At 44.4% G+C, this 15,042-nt stretch carries 13 protein-coding genes; 8 read left to right on the top strand and 5 right to left on the bottom strand.

What is annotated here, in order from left to right; genetic code table 11:
* Positions 1 to 19: 19 nt before the first annotated feature.
* The 4 genes from ACP7AE_RS01320 to ACP7AE_RS01305 form a co-directional block, all read right to left on the bottom strand.
* Positions 20 to 595, bottom strand: coding sequence for a VOC family protein (locus tag ACP7AE_RS01320; RefSeq protein WP_055124084.1), 576 nt, complete (start codon positions 593 to 595; stop codon positions 20 to 22).
* A 113-nt stretch (positions 596 to 708) separates the two neighbouring features.
* Complete coding sequence (gene fahA, locus ACP7AE_RS01315) at positions 709 to 2,010, bottom strand: fumarylacetoacetase (RefSeq protein ID WP_426241090.1); 1,302 nt, start codon at positions 2,008 to 2,010, stop codon at positions 709 to 711.
* A gap of 252 nt (positions 2,011 to 2,262) precedes the next feature.
* Entirely contained in the window at positions 2,263 to 3,459 is a 1,197-nt protein-coding gene (locus ACP7AE_RS01310) for an aromatic amino acid transaminase (RefSeq protein ID WP_201539159.1), read from the bottom strand.
* Positions 3,460 to 3,624: 165 nt separating this feature from the next.
* Positions 3,625 to 4,554 carry a LysR family transcriptional regulator gene (locus ACP7AE_RS01305; protein ID WP_198330808.1) on the bottom strand — a complete coding sequence of 310 codons (930 nt, stop codon included), beginning with the start codon at positions 4,552 to 4,554 and terminating at the stop codon, positions 3,625 to 3,627.
* A gap of 145 nt (positions 4,555 to 4,699) precedes the next feature.
* On the opposite strand from ACP7AE_RS01305, the gene hppD reads away from it, so the two are divergent.
* The 7 genes from hppD to fhuB all read left to right on the top strand — a co-directional run bounded on the left by hppD (position 4,700) and on the right by fhuB (position 13,622).
* Positions 4,700 to 5,800, top strand: a complete 1,101-nt coding sequence (gene hppD, locus ACP7AE_RS01300) for a 4-hydroxyphenylpyruvate dioxygenase (RefSeq protein WP_201539157.1) — start codon at positions 4,700 to 4,702, stop codon at positions 5,798 to 5,800.
* Between the two features lie 200 nt (positions 5,801 to 6,000).
* Entirely contained in the window at positions 6,001 to 6,957 is a 957-nt protein-coding gene (phhA, locus tag ACP7AE_RS01295) for a phenylalanine 4-monooxygenase (RefSeq protein ID WP_426241089.1), read from the top strand.
* 126 nt (positions 6,958 to 7,083) lie between these two features.
* Complete coding sequence (locus tag ACP7AE_RS01290; RefSeq protein ID WP_426241088.1) at positions 7,084 to 7,425, top strand: 4a-hydroxytetrahydrobiopterin dehydratase; 342 nt, start codon at positions 7,084 to 7,086, stop codon at positions 7,423 to 7,425.
* A 92-nt stretch (positions 7,426 to 7,517) separates the two neighbouring features.
* Positions 7,518 to 8,906 carry a Na+/H+ antiporter NhaC family protein gene (locus ACP7AE_RS01285; protein WP_201553765.1) on the top strand — a complete coding sequence of 463 codons (1,389 nt, stop codon included), beginning with the start codon at positions 7,518 to 7,520 and terminating at the stop codon, positions 8,904 to 8,906.
* A 615-nt stretch (positions 8,907 to 9,521) separates the two neighbouring features.
* Entirely contained in the window at positions 9,522 to 10,286 is a 765-nt protein-coding gene (locus tag ACP7AE_RS01280) for an ABC transporter ATP-binding protein (protein WP_404642986.1), read from the top strand.
* 259 nt (positions 10,287 to 10,545) lie between these two features.
* Positions 10,546 to 11,457 (top strand): ABC transporter substrate-binding protein, encoded by a 912-nt coding sequence (locus ACP7AE_RS01275; RefSeq protein WP_426241087.1) that lies wholly within the window; start codon positions 10,546 to 10,548, stop codon positions 11,455 to 11,457.
* Entirely contained in the window at positions 11,454 to 13,622 is a 2,169-nt protein-coding gene (gene fhuB / locus ACP7AE_RS01270) for a Fe(3+)-hydroxamate ABC transporter permease FhuB (RefSeq protein ID WP_426241086.1), read from the top strand. Before ACP7AE_RS01275 ends, fhuB begins: the two co-directional genes overlap by 4 nt.
* Before the next feature lie 141 nt (positions 13,623 to 13,763).
* On the opposite strand, the gene ACP7AE_RS01265 is transcribed toward fhuB, so the two are convergent.
* On the bottom strand, positions 13,764 to 14,114 hold the full coding sequence (locus ACP7AE_RS01265) for a DUF3817 domain-containing protein (protein ID WP_426241085.1): 351 nt from the start codon (positions 14,112 to 14,114) through the stop codon (positions 13,764 to 13,766).
* A 186-nt stretch (positions 14,115 to 14,300) separates the two neighbouring features.
* Between ACP7AE_RS01265 and ACP7AE_RS01260 the strand changes: the two genes are divergently transcribed.
* Entirely contained in the window at positions 14,301 to 14,951 is a 651-nt protein-coding gene (locus ACP7AE_RS01260; protein WP_426241084.1) for a glutathione S-transferase, read from the top strand.
* Positions 14,952 to 15,042 lie beyond the last annotated feature (91 nt).

The following is a 15,042-nucleotide window of genomic DNA, read 5'->3' as shown; positions in this document are numbered from 1 at the left end:
AAACACAATAACAGGTCAATCACTCACCGACAGGCGCGACTTCTCTTGCTTCAGCCAGTTCCTCTGCATGTAAAAACTGAGTATGAGCGGGTGCGCGTTTGGTACGTGACCATTCTTCTAACATCTCATACTTCATGGCTTCAGTAATCATCGAGACTTTTTCTTCTGAGGTAATATCATCATAGGTGAGTTCCATACGATGGCCATTAGGATCAAAGAAATAGATAGAATGGAAGATACCGTGATTGGTCACGCCGACCACATCAATACCATTTTCTTCTAAATGCTTTTTTGCTGCCATTAAGGCATCACGGTCTTTTACCTTCATGGCTAAGTGTTGCACCCAATTTGGGGTATTCGGATCAAAACCCATTTCAGGCTGATTGGGCACTTCAAAAAATGCCAATACGTTGCCATTACCAGCATCTAAAAACACATGCATATAAGGATCAAAGGCTTTGGTCGAAGGCACGTGGTCTTCAGCGAATGCAAGGATGAAGTCCATGTTTAGGTATTTTTGATACCATTCAACGGTTTCTTTGGCGTCTTTACAGCGATAGGCCACATGATGGATTTTTTCAATTTTAAAGCTCATATCAAACTCCTTTTGATAGGGAATGCAGTGAGTAATAGGCTGCCAGTACCGATTGACTATAGGTCGATGGTTGCTTGGCAGCTCAAAACAATAGTGCTCACATTTTTTCTAGACTATTTGTCAAAATCAAAGTTAAGCGCGGGCAGTACTTTGCCGCGTACTTCACCAAACCCGACACGAATGCCGTCTTTTTCGCTATAGCCTTTCATGATTACTGTGTCGCCATCTTCAATAAAACTGCGGGTCTCGCCGCCTTTTAAAGTGACAGGTTTGGTCGCATTCCAAGCAATCTCTAACATTGAGCCATAAGAATCTGGCGTTGGTCCTGAAATCGTACCTGAGCCCATCATATCGCCAACTTCCACTTTACAGCCAGTGATGGTGTGGTGGGTGAGCTGCTGCGCCATTGACCAATACATATGCTTGAAGTTGGTCTCACAAACCACAGTGGCGCTATCTGAATTTTCAGGCAATAACTCAACTGATAGATGGATGTCATAGCTATTATTGCTGTCTTTTTCGTTTAGATATGCCAATGGTTTTGGCTCTTGAATCGGGCATGCTGTTTTAAAAGGTGCCAACGCATCCATAGTCACAATCCAAGGCGAGACTTCAGAAGCAAAGGTTTTGGCATTAAATGGGCCTAAAGGCACGTATTCCCATTTTTGAATGTCACGGGCTGACCAGTCGTTGAGTAAAACCATGCCAAAAATATGCTCAAAGGCACTGTCTACTGCAATTGGTTGACCAATGCTATTACCTTTACCAACCACAAAAGCAGTCTCAAGCTCAAAATCTAAACGCTTACAGGCTGAGAAAATAGGGCGGTCGTCAGCGTTTGGCTTTAATTGACCAGAGGGGCGTATCACATCAGTGCCACTGACGATGACGGTGCTGGCGCGTCCGTTATAGCCGACTGGCATTTCAGTCCAGTTAGGTAGTAGGGCGTTGTTTGGATCACGAAACATAGTACCGACGTTGGTAGCGTGCTCTTTAGACGAATAGAAATCGGTAAAACCTGGTACGTGAATAGGCAGATGCATGGTGACGTCTGCTTGATTAAATAGCGCTTTTTTCTGCAAGTCTTGATTATCACGCAAGGTGTCGCTGACACTAGATAGTAGGGTTTGGATGGTTGAGCGTGCCTGTGTCCAATTGTCTCGACCTGAGTCAATAAAAGCATTTAGCGTTGGTTGATCAAAATATGGACCGCCCTCTAAGCTCAGTAAACCTTCTGCTTCGAGCACAGACAAATCCAATACGTACTCACCGATAGCCACCCCAGCGCGGCACTTGTTATTACCAACAGCGTCTTTGGCATCACTAAAAATACCATAAGGTAGGTTATGAATGGAGAAGTCAGAATCAGCGGCGATATCGATGAAGGATGTGAGGGTGTTGTCAATCTTTGACATAGGTTGCTCCTTGCTAAAGCATATAATGAATTACGTTATAATTAACTACTTACGCATAATGTAATTTATCAAAGTGGAGATTGCAAGGGTTTTTGTGCAGTGTTTTCTTAAAAGAGACGTGATACTAGGGACATTGATGTTCTTTAGTAAAATAAATAGGAAAACGCAGGACATAAAAAAAGGCTGAGCAGTCGCTCAACCTTTTTGTGAATCTATATTACGTACTATCGCACCGTTTTAATGCGTGCTCACTCAGTCTTTTAAGACGTCTGCCATGGCATTGGCAACATAGTCGATGTTGCTGGTGTTCAGTCCAGCCACACACATACGTGAGTTGGAAACCATGTAAATGCCAAACTCGCTTTGTAAGCGTTCGACTTGCTCAGGCGTCAGACCAGTAAAGCTAAACATGCCGTTTTGACGGGTAATATAGTCAAAGTTGCGGTTCGGGATTTTGGCTTCTAACACTGATTTTAGCTGTAAACGCATGGCTTTGATACGGTCGCGCATCGCATAAACTTCGCCAACCCATTGCTTATGTAGTGCTTCGTCATTCATAACGATATCGACCACACGACCACCATGTGATGGCGGGCTTGAGTAAATACGGCGTACGGTAGCATTTAGCTGACCGAAGACGCGCTCTGTTTCGTCAACCGTTGGACAAACAACTGATAGACCGCCGACACGCTCACCATATAGCGATAAGTTTTTAGAGAATGAGTTGCTGACAAACAATGGCAAGCCCATATCGACAGCTTTACGAATCGCATAAGCATCGCTGTCCATGTCTTCGCCAAAGCCTTGGTAGGCAATATCCATAAATGGAATCAGTTCGCGCGCTTGAACGACGTTCAGCACGGTATCCCATTGCTCACGGGTCAAATCTAGACCTGTTGGATTGTGGCAACAAGGATGCAGCAAGATCACATCATTTTTGTTCAACGTCTCAAAAAACGCAATCATTTCATCGAACTTGATGCTGCTGTTGGCTTTGTCGTAGTACGGGTATTTACCCACTTCGACGTCAGAGCCTTCAAAAATAGCAATGTGGTTGCCCCATGTTGGGTCACTCACATAGCATTTAGATTGTGGGAACCATTCATGGATGAACTCAGCGCCGACTTTTAACGCACCAGAACCGCCGATCGTAGCGATAGTGGCGACCAAACCGTCTTTTAAAATCTGCGCGTCTTTACCGAACAGTAATTCCTGACAGCCTTTACGATGTCCTGGCAAGCCTGCCATCGGCAGATATGGACGCGGCGCAATAGGATCGGCAATGCGTTCTTCGGCTGTTTTTACACAGTCAAGTACGGGCAATACACCATTTTCATCATAATAAATACCAATGCCTAAATTGACCTTTTTAGGATTGTTATCTGCTGTATATTTTTCCATCAGCCCTAGAATTGGATCACCAGCGTAATAGTCGATACGTTCAAACATGTTGTTTCCTTATGAAATATAAATCAAGCCGCCAAAAATCATAGAGCAAATTGACGGTTAACTCAATATGAGATTCAATTATCTTGCATAATTAATAAAATAGTTGGTTGAAACCATTGTGTTTCAAGGCTTTTTAAGCACCGATGATCTCTGTATCAGCGATACTTAAGTATGCTGTAAGTCATTAAAATGACTGGAAAAATAGCTCTGCAAGAAGTCTTTGAAAGCAATGGTAGCAGGCGATAACGCACGAGAAGCACGCTGATAGATAAAAAACTGCCGCATTTTAACGGGTTGTGCCAGCGGCCTCATTTGTAAACCATTGGCGCTAACCCAGTCGATGACTTCGGGCATATAGGGCAAACATAAGGTAATGCCGAAGCCTTGACGGGTCATCTCAAGCGCGGTGGACATAAAATTGACCTTGTAACGCGCCTGTTGAATATGACTGGCGATCTGGTCGTCCAATTCGGCTGTCACTTGTTCAATGAAAGGGCCTTGCAGCGTGATGAGCGGAATGTCTAATAAATCCTGCCACGTTATTTCATGTTTTTGTGCCAGCGCATGGTTGTCAGGCATCACCACACAAAATGGCAGCTGATATAACAAATCAGCATTGATGTCGTCCTCAGCCTCCATAAATCCAAGCTCAGTACCGACACCCAAATCTACTTCAATGTCCTGAATATGTCTGAGTAAGTTTTCTGCCGAACAATCTAATAACGATACGCCAATCTCGGGGTGTTGTTTGGAAAACTGGGCGATGACCGCTGGCATAGAGGAGGCTGCAAACTGCGAAACAGCGAGTCGTACTTGACCTTGCGCCAAGCTCGTTAAGCTGCTTGCCTCATTTTCAAACAGCTGCATCTCATTCAAGATACGCCGTGCTTGCGGCAATAAATGCCGTCCTACTACCGACAACGACAGCTGGCGGGTAGTACGGTCGAACAGCACAATACCGAGGCTGGACTCTAGCTCTTTAATCAAGCCGCTAACGGCAGATTGGGTCAAATGCATCTGATCGCTGGCACGGGTAAAACTGCCATTGTCAGCGACTTGGATGAAAGCGGTTAATTGGCGAATGCTGATATTCATAAGTAAACCTGATAAATAAATCATAAAAAACAATTAGTCTTATAAATAAACCTAATCTAATATAAATACATCGTCAATAAGAATTATTGATTGAAGACATTTTTTATTGCATTTTTACCACCAATTGAAATTAAGGATGATTACAATGGCAGATTTATTTGACAACCCAATGAACCTGAATGGGTTTGATTTTGTTGAATTCGCCTCACCTCAACCGGATGCGGTCGACGCATTGTTCAAACAGCTTGGCTTTGCCCATGTCGCCAACCATCGCTCAAAAGATGTGGCGCTATACCGTCAAGGTGATATCAATCTTATTCTAAATCGTGAACCAAAAAGCGAAGCGAGTTATTTCGTTGAAGAGCATGGTGCTGGTGCTTGTAGCATGGGCTTTCGTGTGCAGAATTCCAAAAAAGCTTATGAGCGTGCCATCGAAATGGGCGCGCAGCCAGTAGACGTGCCCACTGGTGTAATGGAGCTGCGCTTGCCTGCTATCAAAGGTATCGGTGGCTCACTGATTTATCTTATTGATCGTTATAAAGATGGTGAGTCTATTTATGACGTCGATTTCGAGTTTTTTGCTGATGTAGACCGTCGTCCTGTCGGGCATGGTTTTAAAGTTATCGACCATTTAACCCATAACGTCTACCGTGGTCGTATGGCCTATTGGGCAAACTTTTATGAGCGCATCTTTAACTTCCGCGAAATCCGCTTTTTTGACATCAAAGGTGAATATACGGGTTTGACCAGTAAAGCCATGACAGCGCCTGATGGCAAAATCCGTATTCCATTGAACGAAGAGTCAAAGCAGGGCGGCGGTCAAATTGAAGAATACTTGATGCATTTCAACGGTGAAGGTATTCAGCATATTGCTTTAGCCAGCGATGATTTGTTTGCCAGCATCGATAAATTAAAAGCAGCGGGTATCCCGCTCATGACCGCTCCAACTGCGACTTACTACGAAATGCTGAGTGAGCGTCTACCAAATCATGGCGAAAATGTCTCTGAGCTACAGATGCGCGGTATCTTGTTAGATGGCACCACTGAAGGCGGCACACCGCGTCTGCTACTACAAATTTTCTCTGAAACTATTTTAGGTAGCCCTGTTTTCTTCGAGTTTATCCAGCGTAAAGGTGATTACGAAGATGGCTTTGGCGAAGGTAACTTCAAAGCCCTATTTGAATCCATCGAGCGCGATCAAGTCCGTCGTGGCACGGTTGGTCAGCCAGAAACTGAAACACCGTAAGCGCCTCTACATTTAGGGAAAAATCCATAAAATAAACGGGCAGGGCAAAAGGAGTTTGTCTTGCCCCTAATAACCACTACGCTCTGTAATGCCGTGTGTTCAATGCGATCACTGAGCTATGGTTCAGTCATGATTGAAAACGAATAGCAAAAATTCAGAGTGCCATTTAGAGTGCCAATGGCAATAAAAGGAATACAGGCATGGAACGCCTACCACATACGAATTCTGTTAATAAAGCTATCGGTGCCAACAGCGTTGCTTGCAAAACGCTAGGCACTGATGCTGCCAGTCACGATAATTCTGCTCATAAAAAGCAGGATTCTATGCCTAAAAAACAACCTTACGTGTCGCATCAGCCAGATAGCCATGGTCATATTCACTATAGTGATGATGAAAATGGTATGTGGCAGGCATTGCTTGAGCGTCAAGCCGAGCAAATACCCAACCGTGCCTGCTCAGCTTATCTAGATGGTTTAAAAAAACTGAATTTGCCCGCTACGCGTATTCCGCAGCTGCAAGATATTGATGCAGTATTGCAAGCCACCACTGGCTGGCAAACTGCCGCTGTCCCTGCATTAATCAGTTTTGGTAAGTTTTTTAAATTGCTTGCCAATAAATCCTTTCCGGTGGCAACTTTTATCCGTCGATTTGATGATATGGACTATATCGAAGAGCCTGATATTTTTCATGAAATCGTTGGACATTGTCCGCTTTTGACCCATCCTGCCTTTGCGACGTTCAATGAAACTTATGGCAAGTTGGGTCTTAATGCCACTAAAGAAGAACGGTGGTTTTTGGCACGGCTCTATTGGTTTACCATCGAGTTTGGTTTGGTGGGACAAAATAAAGGCAGTCGCCGAATCTATGGCGGTGGCATTTTAAGCTCACCGTCTGAGACGGTTTATGCACTCAATGCTGGTTCTGAGCAGCAAGCAGAATCTCAGCATCAACCGCAAAATCAACCAGAGCACCGAGCGTTTGACTTGCTTGATGTGTTGCGTACCCCTTATCGTATCGATCATATCCAGCCGATTTATTATGTCATTGATGATTTGGATACATTATTTGATATCGTCAATAGCGATATCATGGGAATGGTCAAACAAGCCATGTCGCTAGGATTGTTCGAGCCTAGTTATGCAGTAAAAAACGCCTAATGCATGGTTAAGAAAAACGGCATCATTTGAATAATGTAGTCGTAAATGACAGCGTCAACATGGACGTAACTGTATTAAACATAACAGTATTAAAAAAATGAATAGTTAACATAAAAGGACATTATAATGACGACATTATCACAAGCCAGCTGTGAGGCCTGCCGCATTGGCGCGCCAACGGTCAGCGACATCGAAGCACAAGAGCTATTACCGCAAATTCCAGATTGGTCATTGATCGAGGTTGATGGCATCAAGCAATTACAACGTCAATATAAATTCAAAAACTTCGTCAAGGCGATGGAGTTTGCCAACCAATTAGCAGACATCGCCGAAGCAGAAGGCCATCATCCTGGCATATTGGTAGAGTGGGGTAAAGCCACCGTAACGTGGTGGTCACACAGCATTAAAGGTCTGCATCGCAATGATTTTGTCATGGCAGCTAAGACCGATAGTCTGCTGGATCAATAATGAGGGTAGCAATCGCTATTGCAACTCATTAAACTTGTCCGACTCAAAGCCAACCCTAACGCCAGATTTGACTGGCAAGCTAAGGATGTGTGATGCCTCCAAAAATATTAACCCAAATTTCACCTCAACTGGCATTTATGATTTCTGCCATTGTCATCGCTATTATGGGCGTTACCATGATAGGTTTTGGCTGGGTACCGCATTTATCATTGATACTCGCTATTTGTGTCTTGCTGGGCATTGGTCTGTTTAAAGGCTTGACCTTTGACGATATGCAAGCGCAAATGGCATCAGGTGTCATGCGCGGTATCGGTGCGATCTATCTATTCTTCTTTATTGGTTTGATGGTCGCCGCTTTAATGATGTCTGGTGCTATTCCAACGCTGATGTATTTTGGTTTTCAGTTGATATCGCCAGAGTATTATTACATTTCAGCCTTTGTATTGACCTCCATTATTGGTATTGCCTTGGGCAGTAGTTTGACCACCGCGGCGACATTGGGCGTGGCTTTTATTGGTATGAGTAATGCCTTTGATGCCAACGTGGCGATTGCGGCTGGTGCTGTGGTTTCAGGGGCGTTTTTCGGTGATAAAATGTCGCCGTTATCAGACACCTGTACCATTGCTTCATCGGTGGTGGGTATTGATTTGTTTGAGCATATTCGCAATATGATGTATACCACGGTACCAGCGTGGATACTCACGGTCATTATTTTTTGGTTTTTTTCTGGGCAGACCGCAGGCTCTGACTTGAGTCAAGTAACCATATTGCAAGGTCAGTTGATTGAAAGTGGCTTGGTACATGGTTATGCGGTATTACCATTTGTGGTACTGGTTGGGTTGGCGGTTTTTCGTGTCAATGCCATTTATACGATTATCTGTACCATTGTGGCAGCATTGATTATTACTTATTTGCACAGCTCGCCGAGCTTTGGACAATTAGGCGGCTATTTATTTGCAGGCTATGCACCGGCTGAATCGTTAGAGCTGGGTGAAGTCGGTGGTATGCTATCGCGCGGCGGTGTGCAGAGTATGTTCTTCACTCAAGCGATTGTGATATTGGCACTCAGTCTCGGTGGCTTGCTCACAGCATTGGGTATTTTGCCAGCACTGTTATCAGGGATTAAAGACACATTAACCACATCAGGACGCGCCATATTTGCCGCTGCCATGTCTGCTCTGAGTATTAACGTGCTTATTGGCGAGCAGTATTTGAGTATTTTATTATCTGGTACTGCCTTTCGTCCGACGTTTGAGCGTTTGAATTTACACCCTAAGAATCTGTCTCGTACCATTGAAGATGCAGGTACGGTCATCAATCCTCTAGTGCCTTGGAGTGTGTGCGGCGTGTTTATCAGCCAAGCATTAGGCGTGCCCGTGCTTGATTATCTGCCTTATGCGTTCTTCTGTTATTTATCGCTGTTACTAACGATATTATTTGGTTTTACGGGGATTACCATCAGCCGACTCAAGAGTCAGTGACCCGAAAAACTTTTGTCTCTAAATTCTGCATTAAAACGCTAGGGCTTGTGTCTTCTAAGACAACACAACAAGCCCTAGTTTTTATTTATACCCTTGCAATCATTTGAGACAAGCTGATGGATGTGGAGCATGATATACCAGATTTGCAGCTTGCTAAGTTGAGTAGTAGGTGCTGTACAGGGGATTAAAAACGTTTGTTCAAGAGAGTGAGCAGACGTTTTTTTGTGTCTTTTAATAATACTTGTACAGACTTCGCTTCGGCATAGATAGCCGTTACTGACGTTGGTATTCGACAGCTCTTCGGTGATTAAAGAAATAAAAACGAATAAAAACCCAATCAGCTTATCTCAACTCATCGAAGTGTTCTTGATTGATATGAGTAATGGTTTGTGCGAGTTCAAAAATGATAAAGAATTATGCTTGTATTTAAGGGTTGCGTGTCACAAATAAAAGAAAATCGGTCGTATAGATACTTGCAAGCAACAGCGAACTGGAATAAAAAGAATGGTATTTTAAGTTAATGATAATTGTTTTTATTATCGTTTACGAGTAAAATCGGTTTTTATTGGCTTTCCAATATAAACACAACGATTTAAATTAATGATGAGTACCGATATGTTACGTGCAAACCAATTGACCATCAGTCGCCAAGGAAATACCTTACTAGACAATGTAAGCTGTGAGATTGATAGCAACCAATTGGTCGCTTTGGTTGGACATAATGGTTCAGGAAAATCGACTTTAATCAAAGCGTTGGCAGGCGAGATGATGAGTAATGGCGGTAGCATCAGCTTGGATGATCGCCGTATCAGTGATTACAGTAGCAAAGCGCTGGCGCGACAAATGGCATATTTGCCACAGCAACTACCAGAAGCCGCTGGGTTTTCGGTACGTGAGCTGGTCATGCTAGGACGTTATCCGCATCAAAAATGGCTGCAAAAGCCCAACCAAATGGACAAAGATAAAGTAATAGAAGCCATGCGCATCACCCAAACAGAGGCGTTCGCTGACCGCATTACGGCCACGCTTTCAGGTGGCGAGCGCGCTCGCGTTTGGCTTGCTATGTGTCTGGCACAAGACACCAGATATTTATTACTTGATGAGCCATTAGCCGCGCTTGATATGCACTATCAGCTTGAAGTTATCCAGCTTATACGTCGTTTAGTGGATGAGCAGGGCTTGAGTGTGGTTATTATTTTGCATGATATTAATTTGGCCGCGCAGTATGCCGATCGAGTTATCGCCTTAAAAAACGGTCGTATTTGCCATAATGGTGATATCGGCAGCACCATGCAACCGACAGTATTGCACAAGATTTTTAACGTCGATATGCAGCTGCTTAGTCATCCTATAACGGGGCAGCCAGTCGCCGTTGCCTAGTCAGGCATATCATCAATCTGAACGAAAATGAATAAGTAGGCTAAAAAGGGTTAAATTTTTATAACCATTTTTAAAATGAGGGCATGCCCTAGTATTTGCCTCATCTTTTTCATTTCTTATTTTCTCTTATTCGCGCAAAAGATAGGCCGCTATGTTTCCTGCTCTTTATAAATCTCTGTTCTCTTTAATAGCCATAAAATCTTTCATAAAACCTTGTATAAAAGCTGGCTCAAATCTCACTATCAGTAAATATAAGTGTTTGCCGCTCATAGCAAGCTTAACACTGCCCACCGTGCTGACTGCCTGTCACCAACCAATAACGGCACAAAAAGACGCTCAAGTGGGCAATGTAGATAACACTAACATCAATATAGTCTCACCTGATTGGGGCAATGCGGCAACCTTGACCGCTATGGGTTACCCCCCGATAGCGACGGGTGATGTGAGGGTGTGGGACAGATGGGTAGGTACGCCTGAATTGCCAACCTCAATCATTGATTTGGGCATTCGCTATCAGCCTAATGCGGAATTGGTTGCCCAATTGCCTGTCGATTTGGTCGTCGATAACTTTTTTTATGAGCATGCCCGCAATCTCTATGGAGATGTGCCCTCTGAGTCGGTCATGTTCGCCGCCAAAGGTGATACTGCAACTTGGGCAGATTATACTGAGCCAACTCGTCAGTTGGGACAGCTAATTGATGAACCAGCCTTGGCTGAAAGCTATATTAAAAAAAGTCAGACAGATATCAAACTGGCAAGTGAGCGTCTGCATCAGCGCTATCCAAAAGTAAAGAGATTTGCCGTTGTACAGTTTGCTGATGCCAATAACATGCGCATGTATGTCAAAAATAGTTTGTTTCAGCCCGTGCTAAAAGAGATGGGCAAAGGGCTTGATGTATTGGGCAAAGGCAATCAATGGGGGTTTGTCCCCATTCGAATGGGCGACTTGGCTCAATTGGATAATGAGACCTGCCTATTAATCATCGATCCTTTAAGTCCGATAACCCGAGCTGAGATTAAAGACAGTTTGGTTTGGCAGCGTCTAGGCTATGGCGACGAGCGCTGCGTGGGTGAGCTGCCACCCATATGGATTTATGGTGGCATGTCGTCACTGGTCGGCTTGGCAAATAATTTATCAACAGTGACATTAAAAGGTGGGGCAGCATCATGACTATTAATACTGCCGCACAGACTCATCACTCTCATACCAATAATACTACTGATTATGTCAAACCTATGACTTCACTTGCAGCGTCTCAGTCGCCCACATTGAAAACACCATCAGAGCAACACTCCAAGCTTATGCAAAAACCTCCCAATCCAGCACCAAAATTACCTAGGAAACTACCTTCGGTATTTGAGGATACATGGCGCATCTGGGCAGTAATGATTATCCTTGTAATATTGTCAGTATGGAGCACGTGGGCATTAATCGCTCAGGAGTGGACACGCCCAATCAGTGATTTGTTTATTCCAAGCTCGCAATTGGACATTATCAGTCTTGCGACGCAGCTGCATATAGTGGCGACTAGCATAGTGGCGCTATTGGCAGGTGGTCTGCTTGGGGTTGTCAGTATTTTGCTACAGCAGCTGGTCAAAAACCCATTAGCGTCAGACACCACATTGGGCGTCGGCGTTGGTGCACAATTGGCCATGCTCATTGTGACCTTGTTTTTGCCAAGCTTAGCGATTTATGGCGGACTTTATGTGGCCTTTGTCGGCGCGCTTATTAGTATGGGACTGGTCTTTGTATTGTCAGCACCCAGTCGTTTTAATCCGCTCATTTTAATATTGGCAGGCTTGGTGGTAAACATTCTACTTGCCGCCGTTGCCAATGTTTTGGTGTTGTTTTTTGCTGAACGTAGTAATGGTATGCTGTCGTGGGCGGCGGGATTTTTGGCACAGAATAGCTGGTATACCAGTACGATGCTAGCGATAACAGCCGTCGTGATGGCGGTTGTCTGTCTACCCTTGTTAAAACCATTAACCTTGATGAGTCTCGATGACTCACAAGCCAAGCGCTTGGGCGTGCCGATTAACGGTATTCGTGCATTGGTAGTGCTTATTGTGGCGGTCGTTACCGCTTTGGTGGTTAGCGAAGTTGGTCTAATCGGTTTTATCGGTCTTGGCGCTGCCAGTCTGGTCAATGCACTGGGAGTCGCTTCTATTAGCAAACGTCTGCTTGCAGCCTTTGTCTTAGGGGCGTTGCTTTTATGGCTGACTAGCAATGTTGCTTTATTACTCGAACCCATACTAAATATGCAAATTCCAGCAGGGGCGATGACGGGTATTCTTGGTGCACCACTGATTATTTGGCTGATTTTGCGTCAGCGCCGCGAGCGGATAGAAACAGTAACCCCGATGCTAACGGGCAAGCATGCACCTGTGGCATGGTGGCGCTGGACTCTTGGCGTGGTAATGATAATCATACTTGCCTGTCTCTTTGTCCAAGACGTCAGTGGCTGGGGACTAAGTACCGATTGGGCGATCACCCAGCAGTATCGGCTACCGCGCAGTTTGAGCGCTGCGGCAACAGGTCTGATGTTGGCCATCGCTGGTGTGTTATTGCAAACACTCACCCGCAATCCGATGGCAAGTCCAGAAGTATTGGGTGTGAGCTCGGGCGCGGCGCTTGGGGTTATCTTAGGATTTTTACTGCTACCAAGCTTAGGGCTATCTGCCGGAGCTGGTACTTTATTAATCTCAGGATTATCAGGAGCGATGGCTGTGTTATTGCTGGTTATTTGGCTGGCACGTAAGGTAAGTTCTGGCTATCTGTTGCTGGTCGGTATCGGTATTGCCGCGATGATGGATGGGGTGATGCACATGGTCAAGCTGTCTGGCGACCCTCGTTTAGAGGCGATGCTTAGCTGGCTATCGGGAACCACTTATAGCGCTCAGCCTAGTACCGTATGGTATCTTATCGGCATTGCTCTCATTTTATTTACCCTCAGCTTATTGCTTATCAAACCCTTAAGAGTGCTTGGTTTGGGTACGGGAGTCGCTCGTAATTTAGGGGTGGCAGTGAAACCAGTGACACTCGCGTTATTGGTGTTGGTGGCGGCGCTAAGTACTGCCAGTACGCTTGCGGTTGGGCCATTGAGCTTTATTGGTCTAATGGTGCCACATTTGGCGACGTCACTCGGTGCGGTAAGGCTTGAGCGCCAACTGCCATTAGCCGCTTTGTTAGGCGTAGGGGTGATGGTAATAGCAGACTGGATTGGGCGTTATGTCATTTTCCCTTATGAGCTGCCTGCAGGCACGATTGCGGCTATCATTGGCGGCGCATACTTTTTATGGCTGATTCGTAAAGTGCCAGTCGCAGTAAGTGGATAGTTTTTATGGGAAATTAATGACTGACGAATAATCCTGATCAGTCATTAATACATACCGTCCAGCGCTTAAATAGCGCTATATCTTAAAATTACCAATGTTCGTCATATTCAGTAAGTCATTTGACATTACTTTGAAGGGGTTTTAAACTTTTTTATTCAAGCTCTTTTTTAATAAATGATCGAATATAAACGGACCAAGGGGTAAAAAGGATCCGAGTACCCCTGCTGGCATCGCCCAAAGCGGCATTTTGATTTTGGTGGTGGCTATCAACAGCATTAAAATATACGCGATGAACAATCCGCCATGAGCCATCCCTATGTAGGTGACCGCTTCTGCAATACCCATCATGTACTTTAGCGGCATGGCGATGCAAAGTAGTAATAAAAAGGACGTGCCTTCCAAGTAACCCATGATCGTAAGAATCTTTAATACAGAGTTCTGATCTTTTGTGAGATTAGGTGTTTCTGTGATAGTTGTCTGAGCCTGCGACACTATATCTTCCTTTTGTTTATAATAAATAAGGTAAGGGTTTTTCAATGCCGCTATGATACTGGCTTTGTTCAATGCTTTGAAGTATTAATTTTACCAACCCTTAATAGAAATCAGTAACGAAACTAAATGACTCTTGATGTCAGTGACTCTAAGCCTACCGATCTCGTTTTAACTGTGAAAAAATATATGACTGCTTACTCCCTTTCTTGTCTTTACTCTTTTCGTCGCTGTCCTTATGCCATGCGCGCGCGTCTCGGCCTGCTGTTTGCCGAGTTGCCGGTAGAGCTACGGGAGATAACGCTAAAAAATAAGCCTGCGAAAATGCTAGCGATTAGCCCAAAAGGCACCGTGCCCGTTTTACAGCTCGCTGATGGTGTTGTGATTGAAGAGAGTCGGGACATAATGGAGTGGGCACTTGAACAGCAAGATCCACAAGAGCTGATGAACCCTAAGACTTTGCATCAAGGTAATACGTTAATTGAGCAAAACGATCAGGAGTTTAAGTATTGGCTAGATCGCTATAAATATGCTGACCGTCATCTTGAAATGACCCAAACAGAATATCGGCAAAAAGGTGAAGCATTTCTACAGATTTTAGAAGAGTTGCTTACTAAAAATACTTATTTGCTAGGAGACAGTGTGACCATTGCCGATATCGGTATTATGCCATTTGTCCGCCAATTTGCTCATGTAGATCGCGACGTGTTTTACAGTTTGCCTTATCCGAAGCTGCAAATATGGCTAAAAAACTGGCTAGCGCACCCATTATTTATACAAGCCATGACCAAGTTTCAACCTTGGCAAGATGGCGATGAGCCAGTGATTTTCCCTTCTTAGCAAAAGTGGCTCATTCTTTGCTTTGTAAATATTTCATCAATCTATTTTAGATATGTCTAGCAAGAATCCACGCGTCATTAAACAATTCCTA

Source organism: Psychrobacter sp. TWP2-1-2 (assembly GCF_049896785.1).
Lineage (GTDB): Bacteria > Pseudomonadota > Gammaproteobacteria > Pseudomonadales > Moraxellaceae > Psychrobacter.
The sequence above is the reverse complement of the archived record's forward strand: the minus strand, read 5'-3'. Positions and strand labels throughout refer to the sequence as shown.